Source organism: Telmatobacter sp. DSM 110680 (assembly GCF_039994875.1).
Lineage (GTDB): Bacteria > Acidobacteriota > Terriglobia > Terriglobales > Acidobacteriaceae > Telmatobacter.
The window spans coordinates 2,120,591-2,145,805 of the sequence record NZ_CP121196.1; the positions used below are offsets into that span (position 1 = coordinate 2,120,591).

Below are 25,215 nucleotides of genomic sequence, written 5' to 3' on the forward strand. Positions count from 1 at the left end.
ACGATTGCGCCGTAGCACACACACTGCTTAGATTACGGGCAATTGGGAACTCAAGTCTTCAACGAAAAATGTTCGCCTGCGACAGGCAAGATTGTCGTGAGTCAGCGCAATGAGGGCGTCTTTACTCTCGTCCGCGTTTGCGGATCTCGATGTTGAGGCGCTTTATCTTTTGGTTCAGCGTGGAGAGGGGGATGTGGAACTGCTCGGCTGCATCCGTCTGATTCCAATTGCAGCGCTCGAGTTTTTCCACGATGATGCGGCGCTCGATATCTTCGAGGATGTCGAAGAGAGAAGCATTGGGATTGTGCTCGAGGAGCGCGTCCTGGAAGCTACGGCCGGTGATGTGGCCGGGCAGGAGTTCGGAACCGATGACGGGGCTGGATGAAAGCACAACTCCGCGTTCGATCGAGTTTTCCAATTCGCGAACGTTGCCGGGCCATTCGTAGTCGATAAGAGCGCGCAGCGCGTCTGCAGAGAGGCGGCGCGGGGAGAGGCCGTTCTCCTTGGCGTAGAACTCCAGGAAGTGGTTGACGAGGAGCGGAATGTCTTCGCGGCGCGAACGCAACGGAGGCAGATCGACCATGATCACGTTCAGGCGGTAAAAAAGGTCTTCGCGGAACTTGCCCTCGCGGACAGCCTGGCGCAGATCGATGTTGGTGGCAGCGATGATGCGTACGTCTACCTGAATTTCCTGGATGCCGCCTACATGCATGAATCGGCGATCTTGCAGCACGCGCAGAATCTTTGCCTGGGTGTCCATACCCATGGTCGCGATTTCATCAAGGAAGAGGGTGCCGCCGTTGGCAACCTCGAAGAGGCCCTTCTTTGACGCGATGGCAGATGTGAATGCGCCTTTGACGTGTCCGAAGAGCGTGGACTCAAGCAGTTCAGTGGGCATGGCGCCCGTGTTGATGGGGACAAAGGGTTTGTCGCGGCGCGGCGAGTTGGCGTGAATGGCCTTGGCGATGAGTTCCTTGCCTGTTCCGCTTTCACCTTGAATGAGAACGGTGGAGCGGCTGGGCGCGACCTGCGAAATCAGGTCGAATACGCGACGCATGATTTCGCTTTTGCCGACGATGTTAGCGAAGTTGTAGCGCTGCTTGAGAGTGCGCTTGAGCTGGAGATTTTCTTCTTCGGCTTTGTAGCGGGCGACGGCGGAGCGAATGTCGGCGAGTAGTTTTTCGTTGTCCCACGGCTTCTGGACGAAGTTTTCAGCGCCGGCGCGGATGGCTTCGACAACATTGTCGACGGTGCCATAAGCGGTGATCATGATGACCGGTGTCTCGGGCTGGCGCTCTTTGATCTGAGGTAGTAGATCGAGTCCGCTCTGGCCAGGAAGCGCGAGGTCGAGCAGGACGAGGTCGAAGTTTTCCATCTCGAGGGTGCGGAGGCCTTGTTCGCCGTCGGGAACCGTTTTTACTGAATAGCCTTCGAGCGAGAGAAGTACTTCCAGGGACTCGCGGATACCGCCTTCGTCATCGATGACGAGGATGCTTCCTGCGGCAGAACCGGAGGAGAAGACAGAATCAGATGCGGGGAGATTCAAAGACTGATCAACTTCAGACATGTACCGATTTCCTTAGAAGCGGGAATTCAAGGTGGAAGGTTGTGCCGGCGCCGATGGCGCTTTCGACATGAATCTTGCCTGCGTGCTCCTGAATAATCCCATAGGAAACGGAAAGTCCAAGACCTGTGCCACGCCTCTCGCCGGGGCGGGGCATGGTCTTTGTCGTAAAGAATGGGTCGTAAATGCGCTTGAGATGTTCGGGGGCGATACCGGAACCAGAGTCGGAGACCACGGCTTCGACGTGACCATTGAACTGCGTGGCGACGCGAAGGCGTCCGCCGCCGGGCATAGACTCCTTGGCATTGAGCAGGAGGTTGAGAAATACCTGCTGCAGTTTTCCGGGGTTGCCGTGAATGGTGGGCAGATTTTCGATCAGTTCCGCGTCAACAATAATCTGCGCGGTCTTGAACTGATGCTCGAGCAGCGAGAGCGTATCGCGAATGACCTGGTTGAGGTTAGTCTCGCGGAACTCGGTGGTGGAGGTGCGCGAGAAATTGAGCAGGCCGTTGGCGATCTCAGATGCGCGGAAGCTCTGCTGCGTAATCTTCTCGAGCACGGGGCCAAGGCGGGCATCGCCGCGCATCTGCTTGGAAAGCATCTGCGCGTAGGAAGAGATCACCGCGAGAGGGGTGTTGATTTCGTGTGCTACGCCGGCGGCGAGCAGACCGATAGAACTGAGCTTGTCAGATTGGGCCAGCTGATTTTCGAGCGAGACGCGCTCGGTGATGTCATCGACCAGGACGATGCGGCCAACTATGACGAAATCGCGTGAGAGGAGAGGAGCGATTGCGATGTTGACGGTGCGCTGTTCGCCGGCCTTGGTCGTGAGGTGGAATTTATAGAGGTGATGCACTCCGGGCTCGTTACGGAAGCCTTCTAGCGCGGAGACGAATTCGTCGGGAAAGACAGAGCTGAGTTTCTGACCCAGAGCTTCAGACCGGCTGACGGCGTACATGGCCTCCATTTGCGCGTTCCAGCTCTCGATGCGGTCTTCGAGATCGAGAGCGAGGATGCCGACATTGATGGATTCAACGATGTTTTCGTTGAATTCCTTGAGGCGCTCAAACTCACTGATTTTTTCTTCGAGTCGCGCGTAGAGACTGGCGTTCTGCAGGGCGATGCCGATGTAGCTGGCCAGGGACTCGAGCAGTTCCACGTCTTCGCTAGAAAGGAAGTCGCCGCCTGTGGTGCGACCAAGGCCGATGACGGCGATGGTGCGCGCGGTGGCGCCATCCTGCAAGCGGCAGGGCAGGTAGTAGTTCAGATCGAGCAAGGCGGCGGCGCGTTGCTGCTCGGGAGGAAGGTGAAGAGCCTGCTGCGCGTTCTCAAGGAAGATGTGCGAATGGTCGACTGCGGCGCGGTCGAAGTCGAGGAAGCCGAGGGCCAGTTTGCGCTCGGTGGCACTGGATAGCAGACCGTGCGATGCAGCCAGGCGCATGCCACCAGTCGGTTGTGCGAGGAAGACGGCGACACGCGAGACGAGCAGGGTGCGCGGCAGGCGCTCCACGATGGATTCGAGCAGGGCATCAAGGTTGGTTTCCGAACTGAGGCCACGGCCAAATTCAATGAGAGCCTTGCGGTAATCGTACTTTTGCCGGTCGAATGCCTTGTCGACCCAGCTTTGAATACGGCGCTTGAGAGGATCGAACAGTGCGGCCGTCACCAGAATGGCAACCGCAAATCCCCATCTACTGATGGCCTCGGGCAGGCCGTTATTAATGAGCTGAGCGACAAGGGCGATGACGCCGAAGTAGGCACCTAGAAGAGTTGCGGTTGCAAGGGTGTAGGCCACTCCGCGCTTGAAGATCAGGTCGGTATCCATCAGCCGGTAGCGGATGATGGCCCAGCAGAAGGTGAGCGGGAGGAAGACGAGAGAAAGGCCCGCCAGCTTGGTGAGAAGGCTGGGCAAGCGGATGTCGAGAAGGAACGGTACTGCGAAGAGCAGCGTGAACGGGCCGACAGCCAGCCAGGCACCGCGATACAGCCATTTCAACTGCTGACGCAGGAGAGGGGTGTTGGCACGGACGTAGCTGATGGAAAAGAGGGTCGCCGCGAGCACATAGAAAGTGGCGATGTAACCGTAGTTGACCTGATCAAGGCGGTGCAGCAGAATCCCGGTAGCCTGCCAGCGCGTCATCGCAGTGATCCAGAAGCCAATCAGCGCGACACTCGGCGTATAGAGGATTGGGAGAAGCCAGCGGCGTCCGCCGTCTTTGAGGCGCTCCTCGGGGAAACTGATGGCGAAGTGAAGGAAGAGCGCGGGCTGCAGCGCGCCGGCGACGATGTTGGACCAGAAGACGAACTGGTCGACAAGATTCAACTCGCCGGTGTACTTGAGGGCATAGAGGGCAAAGGAAACAAGGCAGAAAAGAAAGAAGTGGGTAGCACGCGGGGCAGTCCAGCGGCGGAAAAGAATGTATACGCCGATGGCGAGATAGACGAGCCCGATGAAACGCAGGCCCTGGTAAGAACTACGGTCGGTTGGTTCGGGGATCACGACGACAGGAGTATCAAGGGGCACCCTGCTGCGCGTGATCTGGTAGTTCGTCTTGATCCAGATGCCTGTGCGGTAAAGCTCTCGCTCAAGGTCCGCGACCCGGGCAACTGGGTGGTCATTGACCGCAGTGAGCAGGTCACCTGTTTGAATGCCGGCGGACTTGCCCGGACCGTCAGGAATGATCTTGGTGGCCAAGAGACCACCGTTCGTTTCTACCCACCAGACGCCGTCATTGGGTTGCTGAAACTTGCTTTCCTGCCGGAAATTCAACACGGCGAGAATCACCAGGCCGACCGTCGCCAGGGCCAGCAGTGTAGCTTGCAACCGGTTGAATAGGCTCGTCTCCATGCGGCTGGGTGCTTGCTTCAGAGTAGTGAAAGCACGCGGGTTGCCATGCGGATTGCGAGCCTCACTCATCAGTACCATCCCGCCAACCTACAGAGAGTGAAAAAGATACAGACGTTCTAATCTTTCGGACGTCAACGCTTCGAGATGTGGATTACATAGAAAAATGCAGAAAACAATAGGCTGCCTATGCGTCCAAGGATCGCCCTATTGGAATCAGTATCTCTAATCAGGGTCTGGTTTTATTGCCACGCGAGAGATTTTAACGAAAATTGAAGGCCTGACAGTGCGAACAATTGGGACAAATCATCGCTGGCCGTAGGTTGCCTTCGGGCCGTGTTTGCGCAGATAGTGATGCTCGCTGACGTGGGTGGGAATGGGTTCTACGGTGGAGTTAAGGAGGGTGGCGCGGAAGGCAAGACGGGCAATGTATTCGAGAACGTCGGCGTGCTCGACGGCTTCCGCCGCTGTCTTTCCCCATGCAAAGGGGGCATGACCGGCAACGAGAACTCCGGGGACCGCGACCGGGTCAAGGCTCTCTGCGCGGAATCGGCGAACGATGACGGCGCCGGTGTTGCGAACGTATCCGGAGGAGACTTCTTCTGCAGTTAGGGCATCGGTGACCGGGACTGGACCGTGGAAGTAGTCGGCGTGGGTGGTTCCGAGGCAGGGAATGGGTTGGCAGGATTGAGCCCAGGCGGTAGCGAATTCGGAGTGAGTGTGAACGACGCCGCCGATCTGGGGGAACTCGCGGTAGAGGAGGGTGTGGGTGTCGAGATCGCTGGAGGGGCGAAGGGCGCCTTCGACGATTTTGCCATCGAGATCGGTAATGACGAGATCGGCGGGGGTCAGGGTAGCGTAGTCGACTCCGCTGGGCTTGATGACGACCAAAGGCTGGGCGCCTGACCGATCGATACCGCTGGCATTGCCGAAGGTATGAGGAGCGAGCCCGCGGCGAGAGATTTCCTGGTTGGCATGAAGAACTTGCTGACGTAGAGACTCGAGGAGCATCTTGCTTCCTGCTGCGAAGTGACCTGGCAAAGAAGTCTTCGCTGGTTGAAAATCATCGACAAGTTTAGCAGCCGGCGAACGGCGGATCTGAGCGCGCGCTAGCCGGCCAGTTTGCTTTACATCGCCCTTGATAGAAGTCTAGGCTATCCCAGTAGGAAACGTTTTCTGCGATTCCGAAAATCGTTGCCGAATCAATGTCGTCGTTGCGCGCGAGGGTAGCAAGAATGAATGCCAAAAAGAGTTCTAAAACCCGGAGAGATGCAGATTCAAACAGTCACGCGGAACCAAGTCGCCGCGAGTTTCTGGCGGGGCTGAGCAGCGCGGCTTTGCTTAGCGCGCTGCCGGTCTCGCAGGCCAATGGGCAGGCTGGGGAAGGTCCGCTCAACATTGCGCGGGTTGCGGTCCCAACGAGCCAGATGGTGACGAGTCAGGACAAGATCTCCGCTTTGAACGACGGATTTACTCCTGCCAATTCATTCGATCGCGCGCACAAGCTCTACGGACTCTGGGAGGAGGGGCCGCAGGAAGGGAACTCGAGGTGGGTGCAATACGAGTGGAGCGAGCCGGTCAGCGTCGACAAGATTGACGTTTACTGGGCGGTGGATCGTCCGCGCGCAGGTGCGATCCCCGGCAGCGAAGGCCCGGTGATGTCGCCGCCGAAAAGCTATCGGATTCTTTACTGGAACGGCAATGATTTTGTTGAAGTAGATCGTGCAGAGGGACTTGGCGTGGATCTGGACAAGTTCAACACGACGACATTTGAAGGCGTAAAGACGACCAGATTGCGACTCGAGGTCACACCTCAACAGGACAAGCCGGCGGGCATCCTGGAATGGCAGGTCTTTCCTCACGGTCCCGTTCCCGAACTTGCTCCGGTCATCGAGGCCGGTGTTGATCGCTCGGTAGTGAGTGATGGGCGGACATATCTTTCAGGCAAGGTAACGTGGCTGAAGGACTCGCGTCAGAACCGGGCGCGGTGGGTAAAGACCGCAGGGCCGGGTGTGGTGGCGTTTGCTGCCGTCGACTCGCCGGTGACCACTGCGACGTTTTCGCAGGCCGGCGATTACACGATTGCGCTGCAGGCTTCGGGGAGCAAAGGGCCATCGCATTCGATCAGTGTGCATGTAGAGCCGGCGCCGCCTGTGGACCGGTTGGACGTGGTTTATACGCGCAGATATGCGATTGATGGGGATTTGTGGAAGCAGCGCGCGAAAGTTTTGATTGTGAACTGGATTCCGCACTGCATCGCGATGTGCGAGCGAAAAGATATCGCCCCGATGCGCGGCGACGGTGGCATCGACAACTTCATTGAGGCGGGCAAGGCCAATCGCGGCGAAGCGCATGGCAAGCACAAAGGCTATGTGTTTTCCAATGCGTGGGTACATCAGACGGTCGAGTCAATGTGCATTGCGCTGATGGTGGATCCGCAGGGCGATGAGGAGATTGTCAATGCGCAGGAGTTGATGCGTGCAACGATGGAGCGCTGGATTCCGATTATTCTCGCGGCGCAGATGCAGGATGGCTATTTGCAGACCGCTTACATACTGGCTGACCGCAAACAGTGGCCGGAGCGGTGGTCGCCGGATCATCGCGGCAACCATGAGGGTTATGTTTCGGGATACTTCATTGAGTCGGCGATTAATCACTACACGCTGACCGATGGGCAGGATCTGCGCCTGTACAACGCTGCCAAGAAGCTGGCGGATTGCTGGGTTGCAAATATCGGGCCGGGGAAAAAGGAATGGTTCGACGGACACCAGGAGATGGAGCAGGCGCTGGTGCGCTTCGGGCGATTCGTCAACGATCAAGAGGGCAATCATCGTGGAGATGCGTATATCGCCCTCGCGAAGTTTCTGCTGGATTCGCGGCGGGGCGGTTCGGAGTACGACCAGAGCCATTTGCCGCCGGGCCAGCAATACGAAGCAGTGGGCCACGCGGTGCGCGCGATGTACTTCTATTCCGGCATGGCCGATATCGCGGCTGAGACGCAGGATCGCGATTATCAGAGCGCGGTGATTTCACTATGGGACAACATGGTGAACAAGAAGTACTACGTCACCGGTGGCATTGGCAGCGGCGAGACCTCTGAAGGGTTTGGCCCCAACTACTCGCTGCGCAATGAGGCTTATTGCGAGACGTGTTCGAGTTGCGGCGTGGTGTTCTTTCAGTACAAGCTGAATCTCGCTTATCACGATGCGAAGTATGCAGATCTGTATGAGCAGACGATGTACAACGCGCTGCTCGGGGGAGTCGCACTGGATGGGCAGAGTTTTTGTTACACCAATCCGCTGGTGAATACGGAGCGAGCCAAGTGGCATGTGTGTCCTTGCTGTGTGGGAAACTTTGCGCGCACGCTGCTCATGGTTCCGACCTGGACTTATCTGAAGAGCAACGACGGACTCTACGTGAACATGTTTGTGGGAAGTCGCATTAACGTGGGCAAGGTCGCGGGCACCGACGTCGAGGTCGTACAAAAGACGGAATACCCGTGGAACGGATTGATTGCGATCACTGTCAACCCGGATGAGGCCAAGACGTTTTCGGTCTATGTGCGCATCCCAGACCGAACTACCAGCAAGCTCTATAAAGATTCGCCGCGTATCAGCGGGGTGAAGCGGTTCGCCGTGAATGGGCAGGAGCAGACGCCGGAGATTCGCAAAGGGTACGCGGTGGTCACGCGCGAATGGAAGCGTGGCGATCGCATTGACTTGGAGTTACCAATGGAGCCGCAGCGCGTTGTAGCGGACAGCCGCATTCAGGCAGATGGTGGTTCAGTAGCTTTGAAGTTCGGCCCGCTGATTTATAACGTCGAGAGAGCCGACAACGAGAATATTGACCGGAAATTGGGTGAGGGCCCCATCCGGGCTGAGTGGCGCAAGGACCTGCTTGGTGGAGTCATGGTGATCACCGGGAAGTGGGAGGATGGTTCGCCGCTGCTCGCGATCCCGAATTTCGCGCGAATGAATCGGGTGGGACCTCCGCCTGAATATCCGAGCGAGGGAGAGCCGGTTCCTGCTCGTGGATCCAAAGGGTCGTTTGATTCGAAGGTCTGGATCTGACGGCTCTTCCGTTGGAATCATGACCGCAAAGCTGGGTCGGCGGCTTTTTATTGAGGCTACTCGTCTGAGAGAGAACAGCAGGCACCAAAAATCCACAAATAGCAGGGCAGTTGTAATCTCTGGCACCGCGAGGGCGTCTACCTCAGTGATGGCTGCCTGCACAGCATTGGAACCGATGATCAAGGTCACGGCGGAAGAAGTTGCCGCGCAGGAATTCGAGAGCATTGTCGCCAGTCACCGGCCGCAGATTTTTCGTTTTCTGCTGGCGTCGACGCGCGATGTGGATTTGGCGGAGACACTGACGCAGGACTGCTTTCTGAAGGCGCACCGGAACTGGGCCAGTTTTCGCGGGGAGTCGAGCGCGCTGACGTGGTTGATGCGGATTGCGATCAACCTGCAGAAAGATCATTGGCGCAACCGGCGGTTGCAGTTCTGGCGGCTGACGCGGACGAATGCGGTGGATTTGGATGAAGCGAGCGACTGGCTACCGAGCGGCGAGCGGACTGTGGAGCAGCGCATGCTGGCGCGGGAGAAGGTTGCGAAGGTGTGGCGGTCAGTGGAGAATTTGAGCGAACGGCAGCGCACCGTATTTCTTCTACGCTTTGTGGAAGAGATGGAATTGAAAGAGATTGCCGCATTGACCGGCATGGGTGAAGGAACAGTGAAAGCGCATCTATCGCGGGCACTGAGCAGGGTTCGCAGGGAGTTTGGAGACACGCAATGAATTACGAGGATCAAAACGCAAAGCTGACCGGACAAGCGGAAGATCCGGAAAGGTTACAGCCGGAACTTCGCAAGGCATTGGACGATTTCAAGTTGAGCGTAGATGCGTGGAGCGAGGCGATGATCAGCCGTCCGCGTGAAGCGCAGGCACTAGCGCGCAGGAATTGGAGTGCGATTACGAAGTGGGCTATGGGATGCTTGGTGTTCGCAGGCACGGTTTCCAGCGGTGTGTATCAGAATCACAAGCAGGTGGAAGCAGCCAGGGTTGAGGCGACGCGGATTGCGGAGCAGCAGCGTGCAATGGAAGCGGCTAAGGTCGCCAATGTAAATGAAGAAGATTTGATGGCAGATGTGGACAGCGACGTGGCGCGGCAAGTTCCGAGTGCGCTTGAGCCAATGGCGACAATGATGAACGACGATCAGACCAAGGGAAATTGAAGTACTTGCTGATTCGAGGAAATCTCAGCACAGGAGAAAGAAAATGAAAGTTCTATTGGCAGTCCGGTTGGGAATCACGATGGCGGCGACTTTGGCCGCAGGCACGGTGTTCGCGCAAGGCCCGGGGATGATGCAGGGACCAGGACAGGGTGGTCCTGGATTCGGCGAGCATCGGCCTCCGATGGAGCGGGCGATGCGGGGTGATCGCGGTCGGTGGTGGAACAATCCCAAGATTGTTGAAAAGCTGAAGCTCACGGATGATCAGCGCAAAGCGATGGATGAGATCTTCCAGCAACATCGAGAGAAACTGGTGGATTTGCGCGGCAACGTGGAAAAGGCGGAGATCGCGATGGAGCCGCTGGTGAAGGCCGATCAGCCAAATGAGCAGGCGGTGCTGGCGCAAATCGATAAGGTGGCACAGGCACGCGCGGAACTGGAGAAGGCGAATGCGCGATTCCTGTTTGAGTTGCGCGCCAAGTTGACGCCTGACCAGTGGAAGCAAGTGCAGGAATTCCGGCAGAATCGCGAAGGAATGCGCGATATGCATCGCGGAGGCGAAGGTCGACGGGGTATGGGCAGTGACCACGGTGCGCCTGCTCCGCCACCTCCTCCCGGACCGCAGGGAATGCTCGATGACGGACCGGACGAAAATATTCCGGCAGCCACTGTAAACCAGTAGCGCAGATTTTCCGTCATTGGAAGTGTAAGCAGAGAGCAAATGCGGTTTTAGTTAATACCGGTGGCGGCAGGAGAGGGCTCCTGCCGCCGAATTTTTTAGAGCAGAGGTCAAAGACAGAGACTAAGGACTACCGAAAGCAAGAGAAGGTCGTGAGCGCAGGCGCCAAGCTTTGTTTTTGATCACAGTTCTAGTTCTCACATTTTGTGTGCTCTAATCCGGCGTTGCTATTCCTATTCCCTTGACCTAGACATGCTGGACGGCCTGAGCCAGATGGCTAAGGCTGGATTTTGCGTCGCCATAAAGCATCGAAGTGCAGGATTTGAAGAAGAGCGGATTCTCCAGTCCCGAGAAGCCGCGCCCCTGTCCTCGTTTGAGTACGATTACACTCTTAGCGCGATCGACTTCGAGGATGGGCATTCCGGCGATAAGGGATTTGGGGTTGTCGCGAGCATCCGGATTGACGACGTCGTTGGCGCCTATGACGACGGCCACGTCGGTGGATGGAAATTCGGGATTGATCTGCTCCATTTCATAGAGAGAGGAATAGGGCACGTTGGCTTCGGCGAGCAGGACATTCATGTGTCCGGGCATGCGGCCGGCTACGGGATGGATGGCGTATTTGACTGTGACGCCGCGGGCTTCAAGAAGTTCGGCGAGTTCGCGCACGGCATGCTGGGCCTGTGCAGTGGCCAGTCCGTAGCCGGGAACGAAGATAACGCGGCTGGCGAAGGCCAACTGCATGGCTGCATCGTCGAGGCTGATTTCGCGCATTACGCCGCCTGCATCGGTGGTAGCTTCGGCGATGACCGCGCCGAATCCGCCGAAGAGGACGTTGGTGATGGAGCGATTCATGGCTTTGCACATCAGAACAGAGAGAATGAATCCGGAGAAGCCATCGAGCGTACCGGCAATGATGAGCACATTGTTGCCGAGTACGAAGCCGGTGGCGGCGGCGGCAAGACCGGCGTAGGAATTGAGCAGCGACATCACGACCGGCATGTCAGCCGATCCGATGGGAATGACGAGCATGACGCCGAAGACGAATGCAAGGCCGAGCATGATGTAAAAGACAGCGACTTTTTCAGGGTGGGCGATGAAAATGAAGAAGCACGTCGCCATGGTGAGGAAGATGAGGCCATTGACAACATTCTGACCTTTGAACTGGATTGGCTTGCCGTGGATGATGCCCTGTAGTTTGCCGGCGGCGATCAGCGATCCGGTGGTTGTGAGTGCGCCGAGCATGACTTCAAAGCCCAGAGCCCACCGGGTCACGGCGGGCATATCATTTGCGTGGACCAGGAATTCCCCAACGCCGACCAGAGACGCAGCGAGCGCGCCGAATGCGTGGGAGAGCGCCGTCCGCTGGGGCATTGCGGTCATGGGAACCCAGATGGCCATCCATGCGCCGATGATGGAACCAATGGAGAGACCGGCGATGATCCAAACCCAGGTGACGATGTGTGCGCCGATGAGAGTGCCGATGATGGCTGCGAGCATTCCGCCTTCGGCAAGGAACATGCCGCGGCGCGCGGTCTCGGGGTGTGACATTCCTTTGAGCGCAAAGACGAAGAGGATGGAAGCGATAAGGTAGGTGGCTTCCATGAAATAGGTGGACATGGTCATTTGGCCACCTCTATCTGCGCCGGCTTCTGCTCTTTGCGCTTGTTGAACATTTTGAGCATGCGGTCGGTGATGCCGAATCCGCCCACCACGTTGATGGTGGCGGTGGTCACGGCGACGAAGCCGAGGATGTGCGCAAAGAGGGGATAATGCGCCGCTCCCGCAAGTACCAGCGAACCGATAAGCGAGATGCCTGAGATGGCGTTGGTAGCAGACATCAGCGGAGTGTGCAGCAATGGCGGCACGCGGCTGATGACCTGGTAGCCGAGGAAGGCGGCCAGCGCGAAAACATAAATCGAAGCGATAAGGACTGCGCGTGTCATGGTCTTTCCAAAAGAGCAGCGGAATTCTATCTTGTTGGCGGCGCTGGGCCGAGTTGTCGGTGGAGCCTAAACCCAAGCCTCAACGCGAGACATGGGCACCCAGGAATTCGATCAGGTGAGAGCAATTGATGTTTCCAGCAGTTTCGCCACACGCGGATTCACGGGACTGCCTTTATGAGCGACGCATGCGCCAGCGAGGACTTCGTCTGCCATGTCGATGCCGAGTTCGCCCTTCTTTACGATGAGGCCAAGGAAGTTGAGAATGTTGCGCGCATAGAGGGCGCTGGCGTCAACTGGACACTCGGCAGGCAGGTTGAGAGGAGCCATCAAGGTCACTCCCCCGAGCGTTTGCGTGAGGCCCGGAATGGTGAGTTCGCAGTTGCCGCCGGCTGGTGCGGCGATGTCGACGACGACTGAACCTGAGCGCATGGCCTGCACCGCATCGCGACGAATCAGTCGGGGGGCAGGGCGGCCGGGAACCTGTGCGGTGGTGACGATCACGTCGGAGTGAGAGGCGGTGCGGGCGATCAGGTCGCGTCCACGGTCGAGGGCTTCTTCGCTGAGTTCGGCTGCATAGCCTCCGCCGCCTTCAGTATTGATGCCGCCGAGGTCGACGTCGAGGAATTTTGCTCCAAGGGAACGGACTTGCTCTCCCGCGGCGGCCCGAACGTCGTAGGCCTCGACGACGGCGCCAAGACGGCGCGCGGTGGCGATGGCCTGAAGGCCGGCTACTCCGGCGCCGATGACGAAGACGCGGGCGGGTGGAATGGTGCCGGCGGCGGTCATCAGCATGGGGAAGAGGCGCGGCAGAATTCCGGCAGCATTGATGACGGCTTTGTAGCCGGCAACGGTGGCCATTGAGGAGAGCGCATCCATTGATTGAGCGCGGCTAATGCGCGGCACTAGTTCCATGCTGAAGAGCGTGACGTGGAGGGCAATGGCGGTGGCCAGTGCCGCGGGGGCATCGAGTGGGCGCAAAAAGCCGATGACGGCCGAGCCAGATTTGAGCAGCGCCTGATCGGATGCGCTGGGGGCGTTGACCACCGGGATGAGATCGGCTTCGCCGAGGATGGAAGGGCGGTCGCCGGTGACGGTAGCTCCGGTGGCGGCATAGGCTTCGTCGGAGGCGCCCGCAGCTCTGCCCGCGCCGGATTCAACCGCAACCATAATGCCCTGGGCGATCAGCGATTTGAGATTTTCGGGCAACAGCGCAACGCGGGTTTCGCCGGGTGCGGTTTCTTTGAGAATGCCTAAGAGCAATTTGCCTCCACGAAAGTTGAATGGGGTTGGACGCATACAACGGTACGCGTTGCGGCGTGCTGCGTCATCCTCAAAAAATTATTGAACTGGAAAGGGGGTGAATCGTGTGATGTTGATCACTCGGGGTGTGTTGAGAATGTAAACTCCCTAAATTGTCAGGAGTGCGACTTCGGCTCCGCAAGGTGGTGATGAATATGGCTCGTCGTTCGTTCCTCCGTCAGATGTTCGCGCTCCCATTCGTCGGCATTACTTCCGGTTGGGGGCAGAGTAGCGGCCACAAACAGTTAAATATCATGATGAAAAGTGCATGGGGATCCGATGATCCCACCAAGGCCGCCTTTCCGTTCTTGCATGGCCTTGCGCTTTCAGAAGCTGGACATTCGGTTCAGATTTTCCTGCTCGGCGAAGGAGTATCGCTCATGCGGCAATCTGTTGCTGCCGCCGTGGTGCCAGTTGGCTGGCCAGCGCTCGGAGAGACCCTGAGAAAAGTGGCTGACCGAAAGGTCCAGATCTACGCATGCGGAGCATGCTGTCGAGCGCGAAGTGTGGCGCAGTCCGATCTCGATCAGTGGGGAGCGAAATTCGGCAGTCCCACGATCTTTGTTTCGTTGGTAGAGTGGGCGGACCGCGTGATCACGGAGTAAACGACGGGTGCGGACAGGATCTATCGATCCCGTCCGCGATGTTGGTGCAGCTATTTCGGAAGCGATGCAGTGCCGATGACGGTGAAGCCAGCTTCTGATTTTGCTTTTGTCTCTTCAGGTTGTGCGCCGCCGAGTGTCAGTGTGTATTTGCCGGCGAGAATGGAGCGGTTGCCCTGATCGTCCACGCTCGAGAGTGAGCGTGGCTCGATCTTGAGGGAGACTTCCTTGCTGGCGCCGGGGCCGATGGTGACGCGGTCGAAGCCGACTAGTGTGTGGATGGGGCCACCCTCCTGTGGAGTTCTCAGGTAAGCTTCGACAACTTCGTCGCCGCTCATGGTGCCGTTGTTGGTGACGCTGACAGTCGCAGTGATGGGATCTCCTGCTTTGAGATTGGAGGAGGAGAGCTTGACCGGGCCGTAGGTGAATTTCGAATAGCTGAGGCCATAGCCGAATCCCCAGAGCGGCTTGCCCGTGAAGTAGCGATAGGTGCGACCTTTCAGTGAGTAGTCAGTGAAGGCGGGAAGGCCGTCGAGCGAGGCGTAGAAGGTGACGGGCAGGCGTCCAGCGGGATTATTCAGTCCGGCGAGGGTACGAGCAATTGCCGTGCCGCCATCGACGCCGGGGTACCAGGCTTCCAGGATTGCAGCAGTACGTTCGTTCGCCCAGTTGAGGGCGATGGCGCTTCCGCTTTGCAGAACGACGACGATAGGCTTTCCAGTCGCTGCCAAGGCTTCTAGCAATTTCTGCTGAGGCCCTGGCAGATCGAGGCTGGTGCGATCGCCGCCGCTGAAGCCGGGGATCTTGATGGGCATTTCCTCGCCTTCGAGTTGAGGCGAGAGCCCGACGAAGGCTACGACGACTTCAGCTTCTTTGGCGCGTGCTACTGCTTCGTCGATCTGGGCCTGGGCGGGAGCTTCCCATTTCAGCGTTAGTCCTCCGCCGGACTGATCGGCCGCGTGGGAGTACTCGAGCTTGAATTCGTGCTCTCGGGTGTCGGGGAAGTCGAATGCGATTTTTGTCGGTTTGGCGAAGCTCATCACCGGCGGGGCGGTGGGAGACGCACCGGCCTCCGCATGGAAATTGCCCATCGTGGAGAGGTCAAGCTTGGCGCGAAGACTTCCTTCACCGAGCACCTTACCGTCTATGGTCAGACGATAGCCTTCTTCCGGCGAATAGGGAAAGCTGTCGCCGAGTTCGACTGTGAATATGTAGTGACCGGGCGCGGGCGCAGCGATGGTGCCGCTCCAGCGCACAGAGTAGTTGCGGGTCTCGACCTCAGGGCGAGGCTTGGCGTTTTCCCAATCGGTCTGGACGAGGGGTTCGGTTTCAGTGGCGACCGGGCGGCCTGTCCAGTCAGGAGTGGCGAAGAACTCGGTCTTCAGTCCTTTGTTGATACCGAAGGCAGTACGCGGCACAGGTACTCCGAAGCCTTCCGCGAGCATGGAACCTTGTGCGTAGAGGATGGGCGTGCTCTTGAACTGATTGAGCATGCCATCGAGAGGCGTGACGGGATGAAGCGGTGTGCCCACGTAGTTGCCGAGGATCGAAGGCAATGAGTCCGCAGTTGGTCCGATGACGGCGATCTTTTCAGGAGTCTTGAGAGGGAGCGTGCCGTTGTTCTTGAGTAGCACCATGCTCTCCTCCGCAGCCTTGCGCGAGGTCTGGCGATTAGCGTCGGAGGCTACAGATGAGAATGGGATGCGATCGAAGGAGGAGCCGAGCGGATCGAACATGCCGAGTTGAAAGCGCGCGGTATAAAGACGCTCGGCGGCCTGTGTGACCAGGTCTTCCGTGACAAGTCCTTTGTGCACTGCGTTGGCGAGGGTGTTGAAGCCAGGTGTCCAGATACTGCAGGAAAGATCGGTGCCAGCCTGCAATGACAGGGCGGCCGAATGCATGATGTCGGGCGTCTTCTTGTGGCCCTGGTTCACATCCACGATGGCGCCGCAGTCTGAGACCACGAAGCCCTTGAACCCCCAAGCATCGCGGAGATGTTCCTTCAGAAGCATCTTGTTAGTGCAGGCTGGAAACTCGTCGATGGAGTTGTAGGCGCACATCACGGATTGCACGTGGCCCTCTGTAACGGTGGCGCGGAAAGCCGGTAGATAAGTCTCTTCGAGATCGCGCGGGCTGGGATCAACGTTGAAGCCGTGACGCAACGATTCAGGGCCGCTATGCACGGCGAAGTGTTTGCTGGTGGCAACGGCGCGTAGATGCTGCAAGTCATTGCCCTGAACTCCTCCGATGAAAGCGATGCCGAGACGACCCGTGAGGAAGGGATCTTCGCCGTAGGTTTCCTGGCCGCGTCCCCAGCGGGGATCGCGGAAGATGTTGATGTTGGGCGACCAGAAGGTGAGTCCGTAGAAGATGCGGTGATTGCCTTCGTGCTGGGCCTCGTTGTATTTGGCACGAGCTTCTGAGGAGATGACATTGCCCATGTTGCGCACCATTCTTGGGTCCCATGTGGCGGCCATGCCGATGGCCTGGGGAAATACCGTGGCATATCCAGCCCGCGCGACTCCATGAAGGGATTCGTTCCATGTCTGATAGTCGGGAATGCCGAGACGGGGAATGGCGGTGGCCCAATCTTCGAGCTGCGCAGCTTTTTCATCGAGCGTCATGCGACCGACAAGGTCATGGGCGCGTTCCTGCGGAGAGAGATTTGTGTTGAGATAAGCAGCTTCCTGTGCGGACGCATTTGCGGCAAACACGGCAAAGGTCAAAAGCAGAATGAAAAGCCAGCGATGAAGCGGCATTATTTGTTCCTCCATAAGCTGCGCCCGCACTCGTCAGAGCACGGACGGGTCGGTTTCTGCCGGGCTAAATCGCGGTTGCGCCAGCGTTCGCCGACGTATTCGCGCACGGGTCTCGTACAAGAAAGGTCAGCGGAAAAAATGTACTAGGTTAAGGCTACGATTGGCTAGGTTTATCGGTTTACTTTGAGCGCTTTGCGAGCATGGTTCGTCCTAGTGTTCCTGGGCGGACTTCTTCTCAGCCGCCGTCTCCATGCGTTCAAGCATTGCTTGCCAGGCTGTGAATTTGGGATGGCGGTGTAGCGACTCGAGACGAGGATCGGCGAGCATCTGAAAAAACCAAGGGCATCGCGATTCGGCGGCTGTCTGCATTTCCGCGATGGCCCCTTCTACATCTCCAAGGGCTGCGCAAATGGGAGCAGTGAATGAACTCAAGACGAAACGTTCGCGGCTGAGCCACTGGAGACGCTCGAGGATGGAACGAGCTTCGTCTGCTCGTCCGGCCTGAGCCAACGCGTAGCCACAGACTGCGGTTGCCGGATCGAAATAGGGAACTTGCCGCGCTAGATTCTCGGCGACGGTGATGGCGCGGTCTGCATGACCGTTAAAGGCGAGGATGATCGCGCCGTAGATATTCGTGCTTTCGTGATTTGGGAAGATGTCGAGCGCGTGTTCAGCCTGAGCCACGCTCTTCGCGGCTTCTCCAGATAAATGGTAAGCCCAAGCTAGGCGGGCGTTCACCCACGGGGAGTAGGGATCTGCATGCAGCGCCTGGGTGAGCAATTCAATGGCTTCAACGAAGCGGTGACGGCTCAATGAGAACAGCGAGCGATGGCGCGTGATCGACGTTTCGTGAGGAAGGTGCGCACTACCAGAAAAAGCGCGAATGGCTCCCGGCAAATCATGGTCAACATGAAAACGGACCCAACCGAGCGCGGGAAGCACGGCCTCTGCGCCTTCCATGGGAGCGGGGATGGCTTCGGCGGCCAAGCGCACCTGCTGTGCTGCCTCGACTGGCGGTACAAAGCCGGAGATCATCTGAACCACGCGTGCGTTGGCGAGATCGATATGTGAGGCATATAGGCTGGGATCGAGTTCGGCTGCTCGCAGCAGATGCTGAATGCCATCCTGCATGCGGTGACGCTGCAGTGTCTGCCATTCGTGGTGTCCGCGCAGGAAAAGCTCGTAAGCTTGGCGACGCTGCGGATCGTCCAACTTGCCGGGGCCTGCGGTATTCCGCCGGGAAAGAAACGAATCGTAGGTGCTGAGGCGAACGTAGAGGCGATTCGCTAACTCCGACTCCAGCGCCGCGATTCGCGCTTGAGGGACTAACATGTCTTCGACCCAGATCTGTGTACCGTCGGCAACTTGGATCATCTCTGCGCGCAAACGAAAGTGCGAAGGCAGGGCTCGAAGCGTCCCCGTAAGTACGAGATCAGCCTGCAGGGCTTCTCCCACCTGCTGCGCGGTGATCCCCCGCGCCGAGAGAGAGAATGCGGAATCTCGTGCAAGGAGGTGCACCGGGGAAAGTCGATCAGCAGTGAGAAGGGAGATTGTTTCCTCAGCGATCGATGGGCCAAGATGAGCGGGCACATTCATCTCTACCGCAAATGGCACGATAACCAACCGCGGTCCCGGCGGAAGCGATTCGACTTCGCTCTTGTGTACATCTGTGGAGAGCCGGTAGCCGCGTTTGTAGACGGTTTGAATGTAGTCGTCGGGTGCTAGCAACTCGCGGAGTGAGGAGAGGCATTTGGTCACGCTGTCGTCAGTGACATGCACATCGCCCCAGAGTGCCTGTTTCAATTCGCGGTGAGTGACGATGTTTCCCGCATGCGCTAGCAAAACGTTCAGAGCGGCAAGTTCCTTGGGTGGAAGATGAATAACCTCAGCGCCGCGGGTGAGTGTGCCGTCCGCTCCAAGATGGAGATTTCCGAAAGTGACTGCGCGACCAGGTAGAGCGCTAAAACTTGATGCAGGACGGGATTGAACCATCTTCTACCTCGAATTTCGGAAAACTGCTCTGAGTTTCATTGAACTCAAAAGCTGACGGCCTCCTTTGTGCAATCACATTGTCTTGGGGAATGAAAATGAAAGAAAAGATCCCTCCGTTCGGAATCAATAACTCCGGAAATATTTCGTTTCGCGCACCAATTATGTACCTTAACTGCGTTATTCAGGTGTGATGAAGTCTGTCTTTTGTCGGAGGTATTGGTAACGTAGTGGGAAGTTACTGCGCGCAGTTTCGTAATAGGAAAATCTGGTGCGAGTTTCGCGAAATATCGCTCACAAAATTGGAATGCCGTAGGATGGTTGGTTCAGAGATCGGCTGGATTAACTTTCACATCACGACATGAGACCTCGGGGAGGCGAGGTCTCATGCAAGGCCGAATGCTTAACCAGGAAGCTTCAAATGTATCGGCTTAATACTTTGATTTGATTGCGTATGTGAAGCCCATGGTGAATTGGAACGAATTATGTTTCGATGGCGGGTCTGAAGCGGGCGTGTTGTTGATGTAGCTGTCCAAGGTTCCCAAGGAGAAGCTGAGATTTTTGTATGCGGGAAACGCCAGCGTATTGGTTTCATCGGCGGAATAAGCGTGAGGATTGTTGAACGCCGGGATGAAGGCGAGACCTTGCGTATAGACCACGTTTTTGTGATGGAGCACATACGAGAGTGACAGCGTCGATCCGATCAGGTTCTGGTTCGAACCAGAATAAAAGAACTGTTGCTTCTCGTACTGAATCGTTGCTTTGAGGTCGGCTTCCTGCTTTGCGGTTTTGAGAGCAGTCCAACCGATCCCACCGCCATAGATTTGCTGAAGATCTAGGTTTTGAGCGTAATTGTGATCGAAGGCAGTCTGTCCCAGGGCGAAGAAGCGTGGCGACAAATACTCATCGCGCTCTGCATCGGCATGGTAAAGAGCGGACTTGGTGACCACGGCAGGTACGAAGGTTGGAGGTGTCGTGGGAATTGTGAATGCGGGCTGGGTGATTTTCCCGTAAGAGCCGCTGAAATCGAACGACGTACGATCGCGTGGATTCAACCAGCTGGCGGTGGGCACCACGCGCACCATGCCGATGCCGCCGGAGAACGTGTACTGGTTTTGGCTTGCGGTGACGATCGCCGCGCCGGCCGTGGCAGCACCATTCCATCCGGAAAGGAAGCTGGGAGAATGAAAGAGCTGCTTATCAAGGGTGGCTTTGTCCATGATGAATGCGGCATCGGCAACGGGGATCGGCGCCGGCGCGTTGTCGGTATGCAGGGTAAGCGACTGATTGGCGACTTCGATGGTGCCGTTGGGAATCGTCTTTGAACTCTTCTTGCCACGAATCTTCACGTTTTTATCGATCACGGCGAAATTGCCGCTGGTGTGCAGTTCCTTGATCTTGTCCCAGCCAAGCGTGACGTCTCCTAGCGGATCGGAGTGGAACGTCACTTTGCCGCCAATCTCATTGACGAGTTTGCCGTGGAGGGTGTCGCCGTTGCTGAGGACTAGCTCATCGGGCGCGGCGTCTTTAGCTTGCGCAGTGAGATACCCGGGGCTTGCCAGGGCGCAGAAAAGCATCGCGAATGGAATGAGGGCGAGGCGTTGAGGCAAACGGGAGATCAGGGCGCGACGGAATAGAAAGGCGGTAAGCAGGGTCATGGGGGTGATCCTCTTTCAGATTTTTGACATTCTTCATGATCGCCGGTCGAGGGCTGCAACGACGTAATTAACATGCTAAAGCGTTTACATGCGATGCGCATAAGCCGGAATTCAGAAATCTTTCAGATGATGGAAGCCGGATTCGCGGAAGACTTGTTGCGCGAGGTAAGAGCGATGGCAAACGGACCGTCTTATGCACGTTGGGCGCTGGAACCTTACAGCATTGGCATGAAGCTGCGCACACTGCGCACGCAAAGACATTTGACGCTTTCGCGGCTGGCGGTGGAAACCAACTTGTCGACCGCATTGCTTTCGAAACTGGAAACAGACAGGATGATCCCAACGCTGCCGACCCTGGCGAACATCTGCCGGGTCTATGGAGTCGGACTGAGCTATTTTTTTTCGGATGCCGCGAAGCATACCCTTGCGATTACGCGCAAGGCCCATCTCATCGGAAATGGGCGAGGTCAGGATGGAGTAAAGCAGGTGCTTCTGCACGCATTGACTTCGGATGCGCGTCTGGTGGCGCGAATGGTTGAGTATCCGCAGGGCGCCAGCGGGACAATGTCGGAAGGTGGACAGCCGGCGTGCAGCCTTGTTTATGTGCTGGAGGGGAAGCTGCAGATGGACTCGGGCGGAATGCATGAAGTCCTGGAAACGGGTGACTGCGCGTATGTTGACAGCGACATGGCCATCGCGTGGGGCGCGCAGGGAACAGACCGCTGCCGCGTGCTGTCGGTGACGCCGGGTAATCGGCATGAGGGCTGACGCATTTCCGAAAATATCGCTGCAATCGCGACAGTAGCTCTTCAGGATTTACCGCTGGCGGGCGAGGTCTGTAGGATGTTCCTTGCATTCATGACAGTGCAAGTTCGAATGGCAAGGACAGCGAGACTATGCGACCCAATCTGAACCTGATGAAAGCGACTCTGACCGGAGCGCTCGGTGGCCTGCTTTTTGGATTCGATACAGTTGTGATCTCCGGGATCATCGATTCCGTCGTGAAGCTGTATGGGCTGAGCGACTACGGCAAGGGATGGACGGTCGCGATTGCGCTGATTGGGACGGTGGTGGGGTCGTTCAGCGCCGGCGTGGTGGGTCACAAGTTGGGTTCGCGCGAAACGCTGCGGCTGACTGCGGTGCTCTATATCGTTTCGGCATTGGGAAGTGCGCTGGCGTGGAACTGGCCTTCGCTGATGATCTTCCGGTTTATCGGCGGATTGGGGATTGGCGCGTCGTCGGTGCTGGGGCCTGTGTATATCGCGGAACTCGCTCCGGCCAAGTGGCGCGGACGGCTGGTGGGTGCGTTCCAGTTTAACGTGGTCTTCGGCATCCTGGTTGCGTATACGTCGAATTACCTGATCCGTTTGCTGCACCTGGGCGCGACGGAATGGCGCTGGCAAGTAGGCGTCGCGGCGGTTCCGGCGTTGGGTTTCCTGATTCTGCTCTTCGGGATTCCGCGCAGTCCACGGTGGTCGGCTTCGCGCGATCGCATCGATGAAGCACTGGAAGTTCTCAAGCTTATGGGCGAGCCTGAGCCTGAAGCGGAACTGGCGGACATTCGCAAGGCGCTGGCTGAAGAACATGCAACGGCACATGAGCCGGTGTTCCGATGGAAATATCGCTATCCGTTATTCCTGGCGATCACGATTGGGGCATTCAACCAGCTGGCCGGAATCAACGCAATTCTGTATTACCTGAATGACATTTTTCAGGCTGCGGGATTCAGCCAGTTATCGGGTGATCAGCAGGCGATCGCGATCGGGTTTACCAACCTGATTTTCACCATGATCGGGATGAGCATGATCGACAGGGCGGGGCGCAAGACGCTCCTGCTGATCGGTGCAGCAGGCACGGCGAGTTGCCTGGCAGGCGTGGCTTGGATCTATCGCAGCAACGCCCACCAGGGAATGCTGGTATGGCTGCTGATCGGGTATATTGCTTTCTTCGCGATGTCGCAAGGTGCGGTGATCTGGGTATATATCGGCGAGGTGTTTCCAAACGCTGTCCGCTCAAAGGGGCAGGGCGTTGGCAATGCGAGCCACTGGACAATGAATACCATCATTGCGTTGAGCTTCCCGTGGGTCGCGTCGCACCTGGGGCAGAGCGTGCCGTTTGTTTTCTTCTCGGTGATGACGGTGGTGCAATTCCTTACCGTGCTCTTTACCTATCCCGAGACGAAGGGTCAAACGCTGGAAGCCCTTCAAAGGAAGCTGGTCGTGGCGGACTGACCGGCCAGCGCTGGGATGCGACGGCGTTGGACTACAGATCCTGCGCCAGACCCCCCTCCCATACTCTGTAGGGAAGATTTCTCGTTTCAATGGGTTAGGCGGTGCTGATGGCTGCAAAGTCTACTGTCAATTGGACTTAGCCGCAGATTCCTCTCAGCATTAGACTTATGGGCGCCTTCCGTAAGAATCGCGTGATTGCGCGCGATTTTGCGCGGGAGTCCTTTCAATCGCAAGCCGAGCCAGAGCGTCTTAGTGCTTTTATTGTGCTCCAATGGCATGCAATTACCTGCAAATTGGGCGAAATAGTTTAGTTAGTGGATACAGGCACTTAGTGGCTACTTTGCGAACGTGACGCTTGACCTGCGGACGTGGCCGGGACGCGAAAGCAGCAAAAACAGACGCATATCCTCACTCCGCTCCTCAGGAGGACGACTTTGGGAAGAGTGCAAACTGGCACGTGAATGCGCCCCGGTGATCCTTGTCACCAACAGGGAAGTGCGTTCCGACCTATACGTAGAGGTGGGATCGAGATGTTGGGTGTGTAGGCGCGGCGTTGACGCTGTCCCTGTGAGGTTTGTATGGAGCAGATTGCAAATCCGATTTCGGAACAGGTCAGAGAAGTCGTCGAAGCCGTTGTGGAGGCTTTGCGGGTGCCCAAGCCTGACGAGCTTTCGCCGTCGGCGGCATCGAGTTCGTTTGAGGCCGAATCTCTTCGCGCGGAGATCATTCGTGCAGGTCGCAAGCTTTGGGAGCGGCAGTATGTTGACGGCAACGGAGGCAATATCAGCTGCCGGCTGGGCACCAAATACGTGCTGTGTACTCCGACGATGATGAGCAAGCGCGATCTGGAGCCGGCGGATATCTGTTTGTCGGATATGGAAGGGAACATTGTGGCCGGGGATCGGCTGCGTACTAGCGAATTGCTGTTGCATCTGGAGATTTATCGCGCCAATCCGCGGGCGCGCGCGGTCGTTCATTGCCATCCACCGTATGCGACTGCTTTTTCGCTGACGGGAACGGCTCCGCCGGTGGGCTTGATCTCGGAGTACGAAATTTTTATCGGTCCGGCTGCACTTGCGCACTATGAGACTCCGGGAACGCATGCTTTTGCCGAGACGGTGTTGCCGTTTGTGCGGGATCACAACACGATTCTGCTTGCGAATCACGGTGTGGTCTGCTGGAGCGACACGGTGACGCATGCCGAGTGGCTGACGGAGATTCTTGAGTCGTATTGCAAGACGTACCTGATTGCCAAGCAGATTGGCAAGCCGCTGACACATATTCCCGAGGAGAAGATCCAGGAGATTCTGGCGTTGAAGCGGAAGCTTGGGTTCCCGGATGCGCGCATGGAGCCGCTGCTGCCAAAAGCGGAAGCTGCGAATGCACCAGTGAATCCGGAGTTGGAGAAGTTGGTGCGGCAGGTGGTGTCGCGGCTGGAAGAGCGGTAGCTGCTGTACAAATCGGGACTCCGCTGCCCCAATGAGATGCAGTCTTAGGTCCGCTTGTGATGGCGATCCAGTTTACTGATGAGTATTTGACGGTTCGTCCACCAGCCACCCGGAATCCAGAAGTTGAGACCGACCGAGCGTTCAAACGAGACATGCCGCCCCAACAGCAGGCAGCATGTCTAGCATTTGATTTCTGGTTTTTAGCGATTCAGCACCGCACTCTTCGCCCCCCCTTGCTGCAGTGACGCCACGAATTTGACGAGATTGTTCGCTCTCAAATCCGGCGCTTGCCCGAACCGCGACTGGAACAGGTCTCCCCAGATCGGCATGTCGATTGATCCGTGCGCGTGGCCCTTCAAGCCGAACTTCAAAATCCCCTCTACTTTCATCCGCGGGTACTTGCCGTCGTTGCGTTCCGCCAACCTGCTCAGATCCGTCGGCGCTGCCTTGACGAATTGAGCGGCTGGCCCGTCACCCTTTCCCTGAAGCCCATGGCAAGAAGCGCAGTAATCCTTGTACATCTGCGCACCCGAAGTCGGATCGCTGTATGGTACCGGCGCCAACTTGATTTCCTTTTCCTTGCTTTGCGACCATGAGGTCGAAGCCAGACAAGCAACGAAGATGAACATCAAAATCCTGAGGTGTTTCATACTCTTCCCCTTTCAAAAGATCTGGCAGGGCGGAGCGGAAGGGGGCAACTCCGAAAGGGGTTGAAGAATCGCCGCCGCTTCCGGACCGCCCTGGCTTTTGACCTGACCAAATCACGGCGGCATCTTGCACCTTACTCAGGCGACGCTTCAATGAAAGGCCGATAACTCCTCTATACAAATTCGATAATCGGGCAAGTCCTCAACTGCAGGCAGTTTGGGGAGTGTTGCGTTCATTGAATTCCGGTAAGTGGTAAACTTCCGCCGTACAAAAACGTGCAGGTTATTCGCCCTCACATCTGGAATCTCGCACTTCGCGT

The 25,215-nt window shown here is 57.4% G+C and carries 18 protein-coding genes; 8 read left to right on the forward strand and 10 right to left on the reverse strand.

Annotated features, from left to right (window positions below):
• Positions 1–121 precede the first annotated feature (121 nt).
• From P8935_RS08820 to araD, 3 genes are all read right to left on the reverse strand, one after another.
• Complete coding sequence (locus tag P8935_RS08820; protein WP_348264623.1) at positions 122–1,567, reverse strand: sigma-54 dependent transcriptional regulator; 1,446 nt, start codon at positions 1,565–1,567, stop codon at positions 122–124.
• Complete coding sequence (locus tag P8935_RS08825) at positions 1,560–4,481, reverse strand: ATP-binding protein (protein ID WP_348264624.1); 2,922 nt, start codon at positions 4,479–4,481, stop codon at positions 1,560–1,562. Before P8935_RS08825 ends, P8935_RS08820 begins: the two co-directional genes overlap by 8 nt.
• A 234-nt stretch (positions 4,482–4,715) precedes the next feature.
• Complete coding sequence (araD, locus tag P8935_RS08830) at positions 4,716–5,420, reverse strand: L-ribulose-5-phosphate 4-epimerase AraD (RefSeq protein ID WP_348264625.1); 705 nt, start codon at positions 5,418–5,420, stop codon at positions 4,716–4,718.
• A 224-nt stretch (positions 5,421–5,644) separates the two neighbouring features.
• Here araD and P8935_RS08835 point away from each other — a divergent pair, with 224 nt between their 5' ends.
• From P8935_RS08835 to P8935_RS08850, 4 genes are all read left to right on the forward strand, one after another.
• Entirely contained in the window at positions 5,645–8,479 is a 2,835-nt protein-coding gene (locus tag P8935_RS08835) for a beta-L-arabinofuranosidase domain-containing protein (protein WP_348264626.1), read from the forward strand.
• A gap of 148 nt (positions 8,480–8,627) precedes the next feature.
• Positions 8,628–9,203, forward strand: a complete 576-nt coding sequence (locus tag P8935_RS08840) for an RNA polymerase sigma factor (RefSeq protein WP_348264627.1) — start codon at positions 8,628–8,630, stop codon at positions 9,201–9,203.
• Entirely contained in the window at positions 9,200–9,640 is a 441-nt protein-coding gene (locus P8935_RS08845) for a hypothetical protein (RefSeq protein ID WP_348264628.1), read from the forward strand. Before P8935_RS08840 ends, P8935_RS08845 begins: the two co-directional genes overlap by 4 nt.
• Positions 9,641–9,683: 43 nt before the next feature.
• Entirely contained in the window at positions 9,684–10,319 is a 636-nt protein-coding gene (locus P8935_RS08850; RefSeq protein WP_348264629.1) for a Spy/CpxP family protein refolding chaperone, read from the forward strand.
• Positions 10,320–10,562: 243 nt separating this feature from the next.
• On the opposite strand, the gene P8935_RS08855 is transcribed toward P8935_RS08850, so the two are convergent.
• From P8935_RS08855 to P8935_RS08865, 3 genes are all read right to left on the reverse strand, one after another.
• Entirely contained in the window at positions 10,563–11,942 is a 1,380-nt protein-coding gene (locus tag P8935_RS08855) for an NAD(P)(+) transhydrogenase (Re/Si-specific) subunit beta (RefSeq protein ID WP_348264630.1), read from the reverse strand.
• The gene (locus P8935_RS08860; protein ID WP_348264631.1) at positions 11,939–12,262 is read right to left on the reverse strand and encodes an NAD(P) transhydrogenase subunit alpha; all 324 of its coding nucleotides are present in this window, start codon (positions 12,260–12,262) and stop codon (positions 11,939–11,941) included. Before P8935_RS08860 ends, P8935_RS08855 begins: the two co-directional genes overlap by 4 nt.
• Before the next feature lie 111 nt (positions 12,263–12,373).
• Positions 12,374–13,522 carry a Re/Si-specific NAD(P)(+) transhydrogenase subunit alpha gene (locus tag P8935_RS08865; protein ID WP_348264632.1) on the reverse strand — a complete coding sequence of 383 codons (1,149 nt, stop codon included), beginning with the start codon at positions 13,520–13,522 and terminating at the stop codon, positions 12,374–12,376.
• 188 nt (positions 13,523–13,710) lie between these two features.
• Between P8935_RS08865 and P8935_RS08870 the strand changes: the two genes are divergently transcribed.
• Positions 13,711–14,166, forward strand: coding sequence for a DsrE family protein (locus P8935_RS08870; RefSeq protein ID WP_348264633.1), 456 nt, complete (start codon positions 13,711–13,713; stop codon positions 14,164–14,166).
• Between the two features lie 50 nt (positions 14,167–14,216).
• On the opposite strand, the gene P8935_RS08875 is transcribed toward P8935_RS08870, so the two are convergent.
• The 3 genes from P8935_RS08875 to P8935_RS08885 form a co-directional block, all read right to left on the reverse strand.
• Positions 14,217–16,922, reverse strand: coding sequence for a glycoside hydrolase family 3 C-terminal domain-containing protein (locus P8935_RS08875; RefSeq protein ID WP_348264634.1), 2,706 nt, complete (start codon positions 16,920–16,922; stop codon positions 14,217–14,219).
• Positions 16,923–17,132: 210 nt separating this feature from the next.
• Positions 17,133–18,914, reverse strand: a complete 1,782-nt coding sequence (locus P8935_RS08880) for a winged helix-turn-helix domain-containing protein (protein WP_348264635.1) — start codon at positions 18,912–18,914, stop codon at positions 17,133–17,135.
• A gap of 428 nt (positions 18,915–19,342) precedes the next feature.
• Positions 19,343–20,569 carry a DUF481 domain-containing protein gene (locus tag P8935_RS08885; RefSeq protein WP_348264636.1) on the reverse strand — a complete coding sequence of 409 codons (1,227 nt, stop codon included), beginning with the start codon at positions 20,567–20,569 and terminating at the stop codon, positions 19,343–19,345.
• 72 nt (positions 20,570–20,641) lie between these two features.
• Here P8935_RS08885 and P8935_RS08890 point away from each other — a divergent pair, with 72 nt between their 5' ends.
• The 3 genes from P8935_RS08890 to P8935_RS08900 all read left to right on the forward strand — a co-directional run bounded on the left by P8935_RS08890 (position 20,642) and on the right by P8935_RS08900 (position 24,248).
• Positions 20,642–21,337, forward strand: coding sequence for an XRE family transcriptional regulator (locus P8935_RS08890; RefSeq protein WP_348264637.1), 696 nt, complete (start codon positions 20,642–20,644; stop codon positions 21,335–21,337).
• Between the two features lie 128 nt (positions 21,338–21,465).
• Entirely contained in the window at positions 21,466–22,800 is a 1,335-nt protein-coding gene (locus P8935_RS08895) for a sugar porter family MFS transporter (RefSeq protein ID WP_348264638.1), read from the forward strand.
• 578 nt (positions 22,801–23,378) lie between these two features.
• On the forward strand, positions 23,379–24,248 hold the full coding sequence (locus P8935_RS08900) for a class II aldolase/adducin family protein (protein ID WP_348264639.1): 870 nt from the start codon (positions 23,379–23,381) through the stop codon (positions 24,246–24,248).
• A 200-nt stretch (positions 24,249–24,448) separates the two neighbouring features.
• On the opposite strand, the gene P8935_RS08905 is transcribed toward P8935_RS08900, so the two are convergent.
• A complete protein-coding gene (locus tag P8935_RS08905; protein WP_348264640.1) occupies positions 24,449–24,898 on the reverse strand; it encodes a c-type cytochrome in 450 nt (149 codons plus the stop codon).
• Between the last annotated feature and the right edge of the window lie 317 nt (positions 24,899–25,215).

Excerpts from the sequence above, each read along its gene's own strand:
- P8935_RS08885 (WP_348264636.1), bottom strand. The coding sequence starts at position 20,569 with ATGACCCTGCTTACCGCCTTTCTATTCCGTCGCGCCCTGATCTCCCGT.
- P8935_RS08880 (WP_348264635.1), bottom strand. The coding sequence starts at position 18,914 with ATGGTTCAATCCCGTCCTGCATCAAGTTTTAGCGCTCTACCTGGTCGC.
- P8935_RS08820 (WP_348264623.1), bottom strand. The coding sequence starts at position 1,567 with ATGTCTGAAGTTGATCAGTCTTTGAATCTCCCCGCATCTGATTCTGTC.
- P8935_RS08890 (WP_348264637.1), top strand. The coding sequence starts at position 20,642 with ATGCTAAAGCGTTTACATGCGATGCGCATAAGCCGGAATTCAGAAATC.
- P8935_RS08835 (WP_348264626.1), top strand. The coding sequence starts at position 5,645 with ATGAATGCCAAAAAGAGTTCTAAAACCCGGAGAGATGCAGATTCAAAC.
- araD (WP_348264625.1), bottom strand. The coding sequence starts at position 5,420 with ATGCTCCTCGAGTCTCTACGTCAGCAAGTTCTTCATGCCAACCAGGAA.
- P8935_RS08845 (WP_348264628.1), top strand. The coding sequence starts at position 9,200 with ATGAATTACGAGGATCAAAACGCAAAGCTGACCGGACAAGCGGAAGAT.
- P8935_RS08840 (WP_348264627.1), top strand. The coding sequence starts at position 8,628 with ATGGCTGCCTGCACAGCATTGGAACCGATGATCAAGGTCACGGCGGAA.
- P8935_RS08905 (WP_348264640.1), bottom strand. The coding sequence starts at position 24,898 with ATGAAACACCTCAGGATTTTGATGTTCATCTTCGTTGCTTGTCTGGCT.
- P8935_RS08855 (WP_348264630.1), bottom strand. The coding sequence starts at position 11,942 with ATGACCATGTCCACCTATTTCATGGAAGCCACCTACCTTATCGCTTCC.
- P8935_RS08825 (WP_348264624.1), bottom strand. The coding sequence starts at position 4,481 with ATGAGTGAGGCTCGCAATCCGCATGGCAACCCGCGTGCTTTCACTACT.
- P8935_RS08875 (WP_348264634.1), bottom strand. The coding sequence starts at position 16,922 with ATGCCGCTTCATCGCTGGCTTTTCATTCTGCTTTTGACCTTTGCCGTG.
- P8935_RS08900 (WP_348264639.1), top strand. The coding sequence starts at position 23,379 with ATGGAGCAGATTGCAAATCCGATTTCGGAACAGGTCAGAGAAGTCGTC.
- P8935_RS08895 (WP_348264638.1), top strand. The coding sequence starts at position 21,466 with ATGCGACCCAATCTGAACCTGATGAAAGCGACTCTGACCGGAGCGCTC.
- P8935_RS08860 (WP_348264631.1), bottom strand. The coding sequence starts at position 12,262 with ATGACACGCGCAGTCCTTATCGCTTCGATTTATGTTTTCGCGCTGGCC.
- P8935_RS08870 (WP_348264633.1), top strand. The coding sequence starts at position 13,711 with ATGAATATGGCTCGTCGTTCGTTCCTCCGTCAGATGTTCGCGCTCCCA.
- P8935_RS08850 (WP_348264629.1), top strand. The coding sequence starts at position 9,684 with ATGAAAGTTCTATTGGCAGTCCGGTTGGGAATCACGATGGCGGCGACT.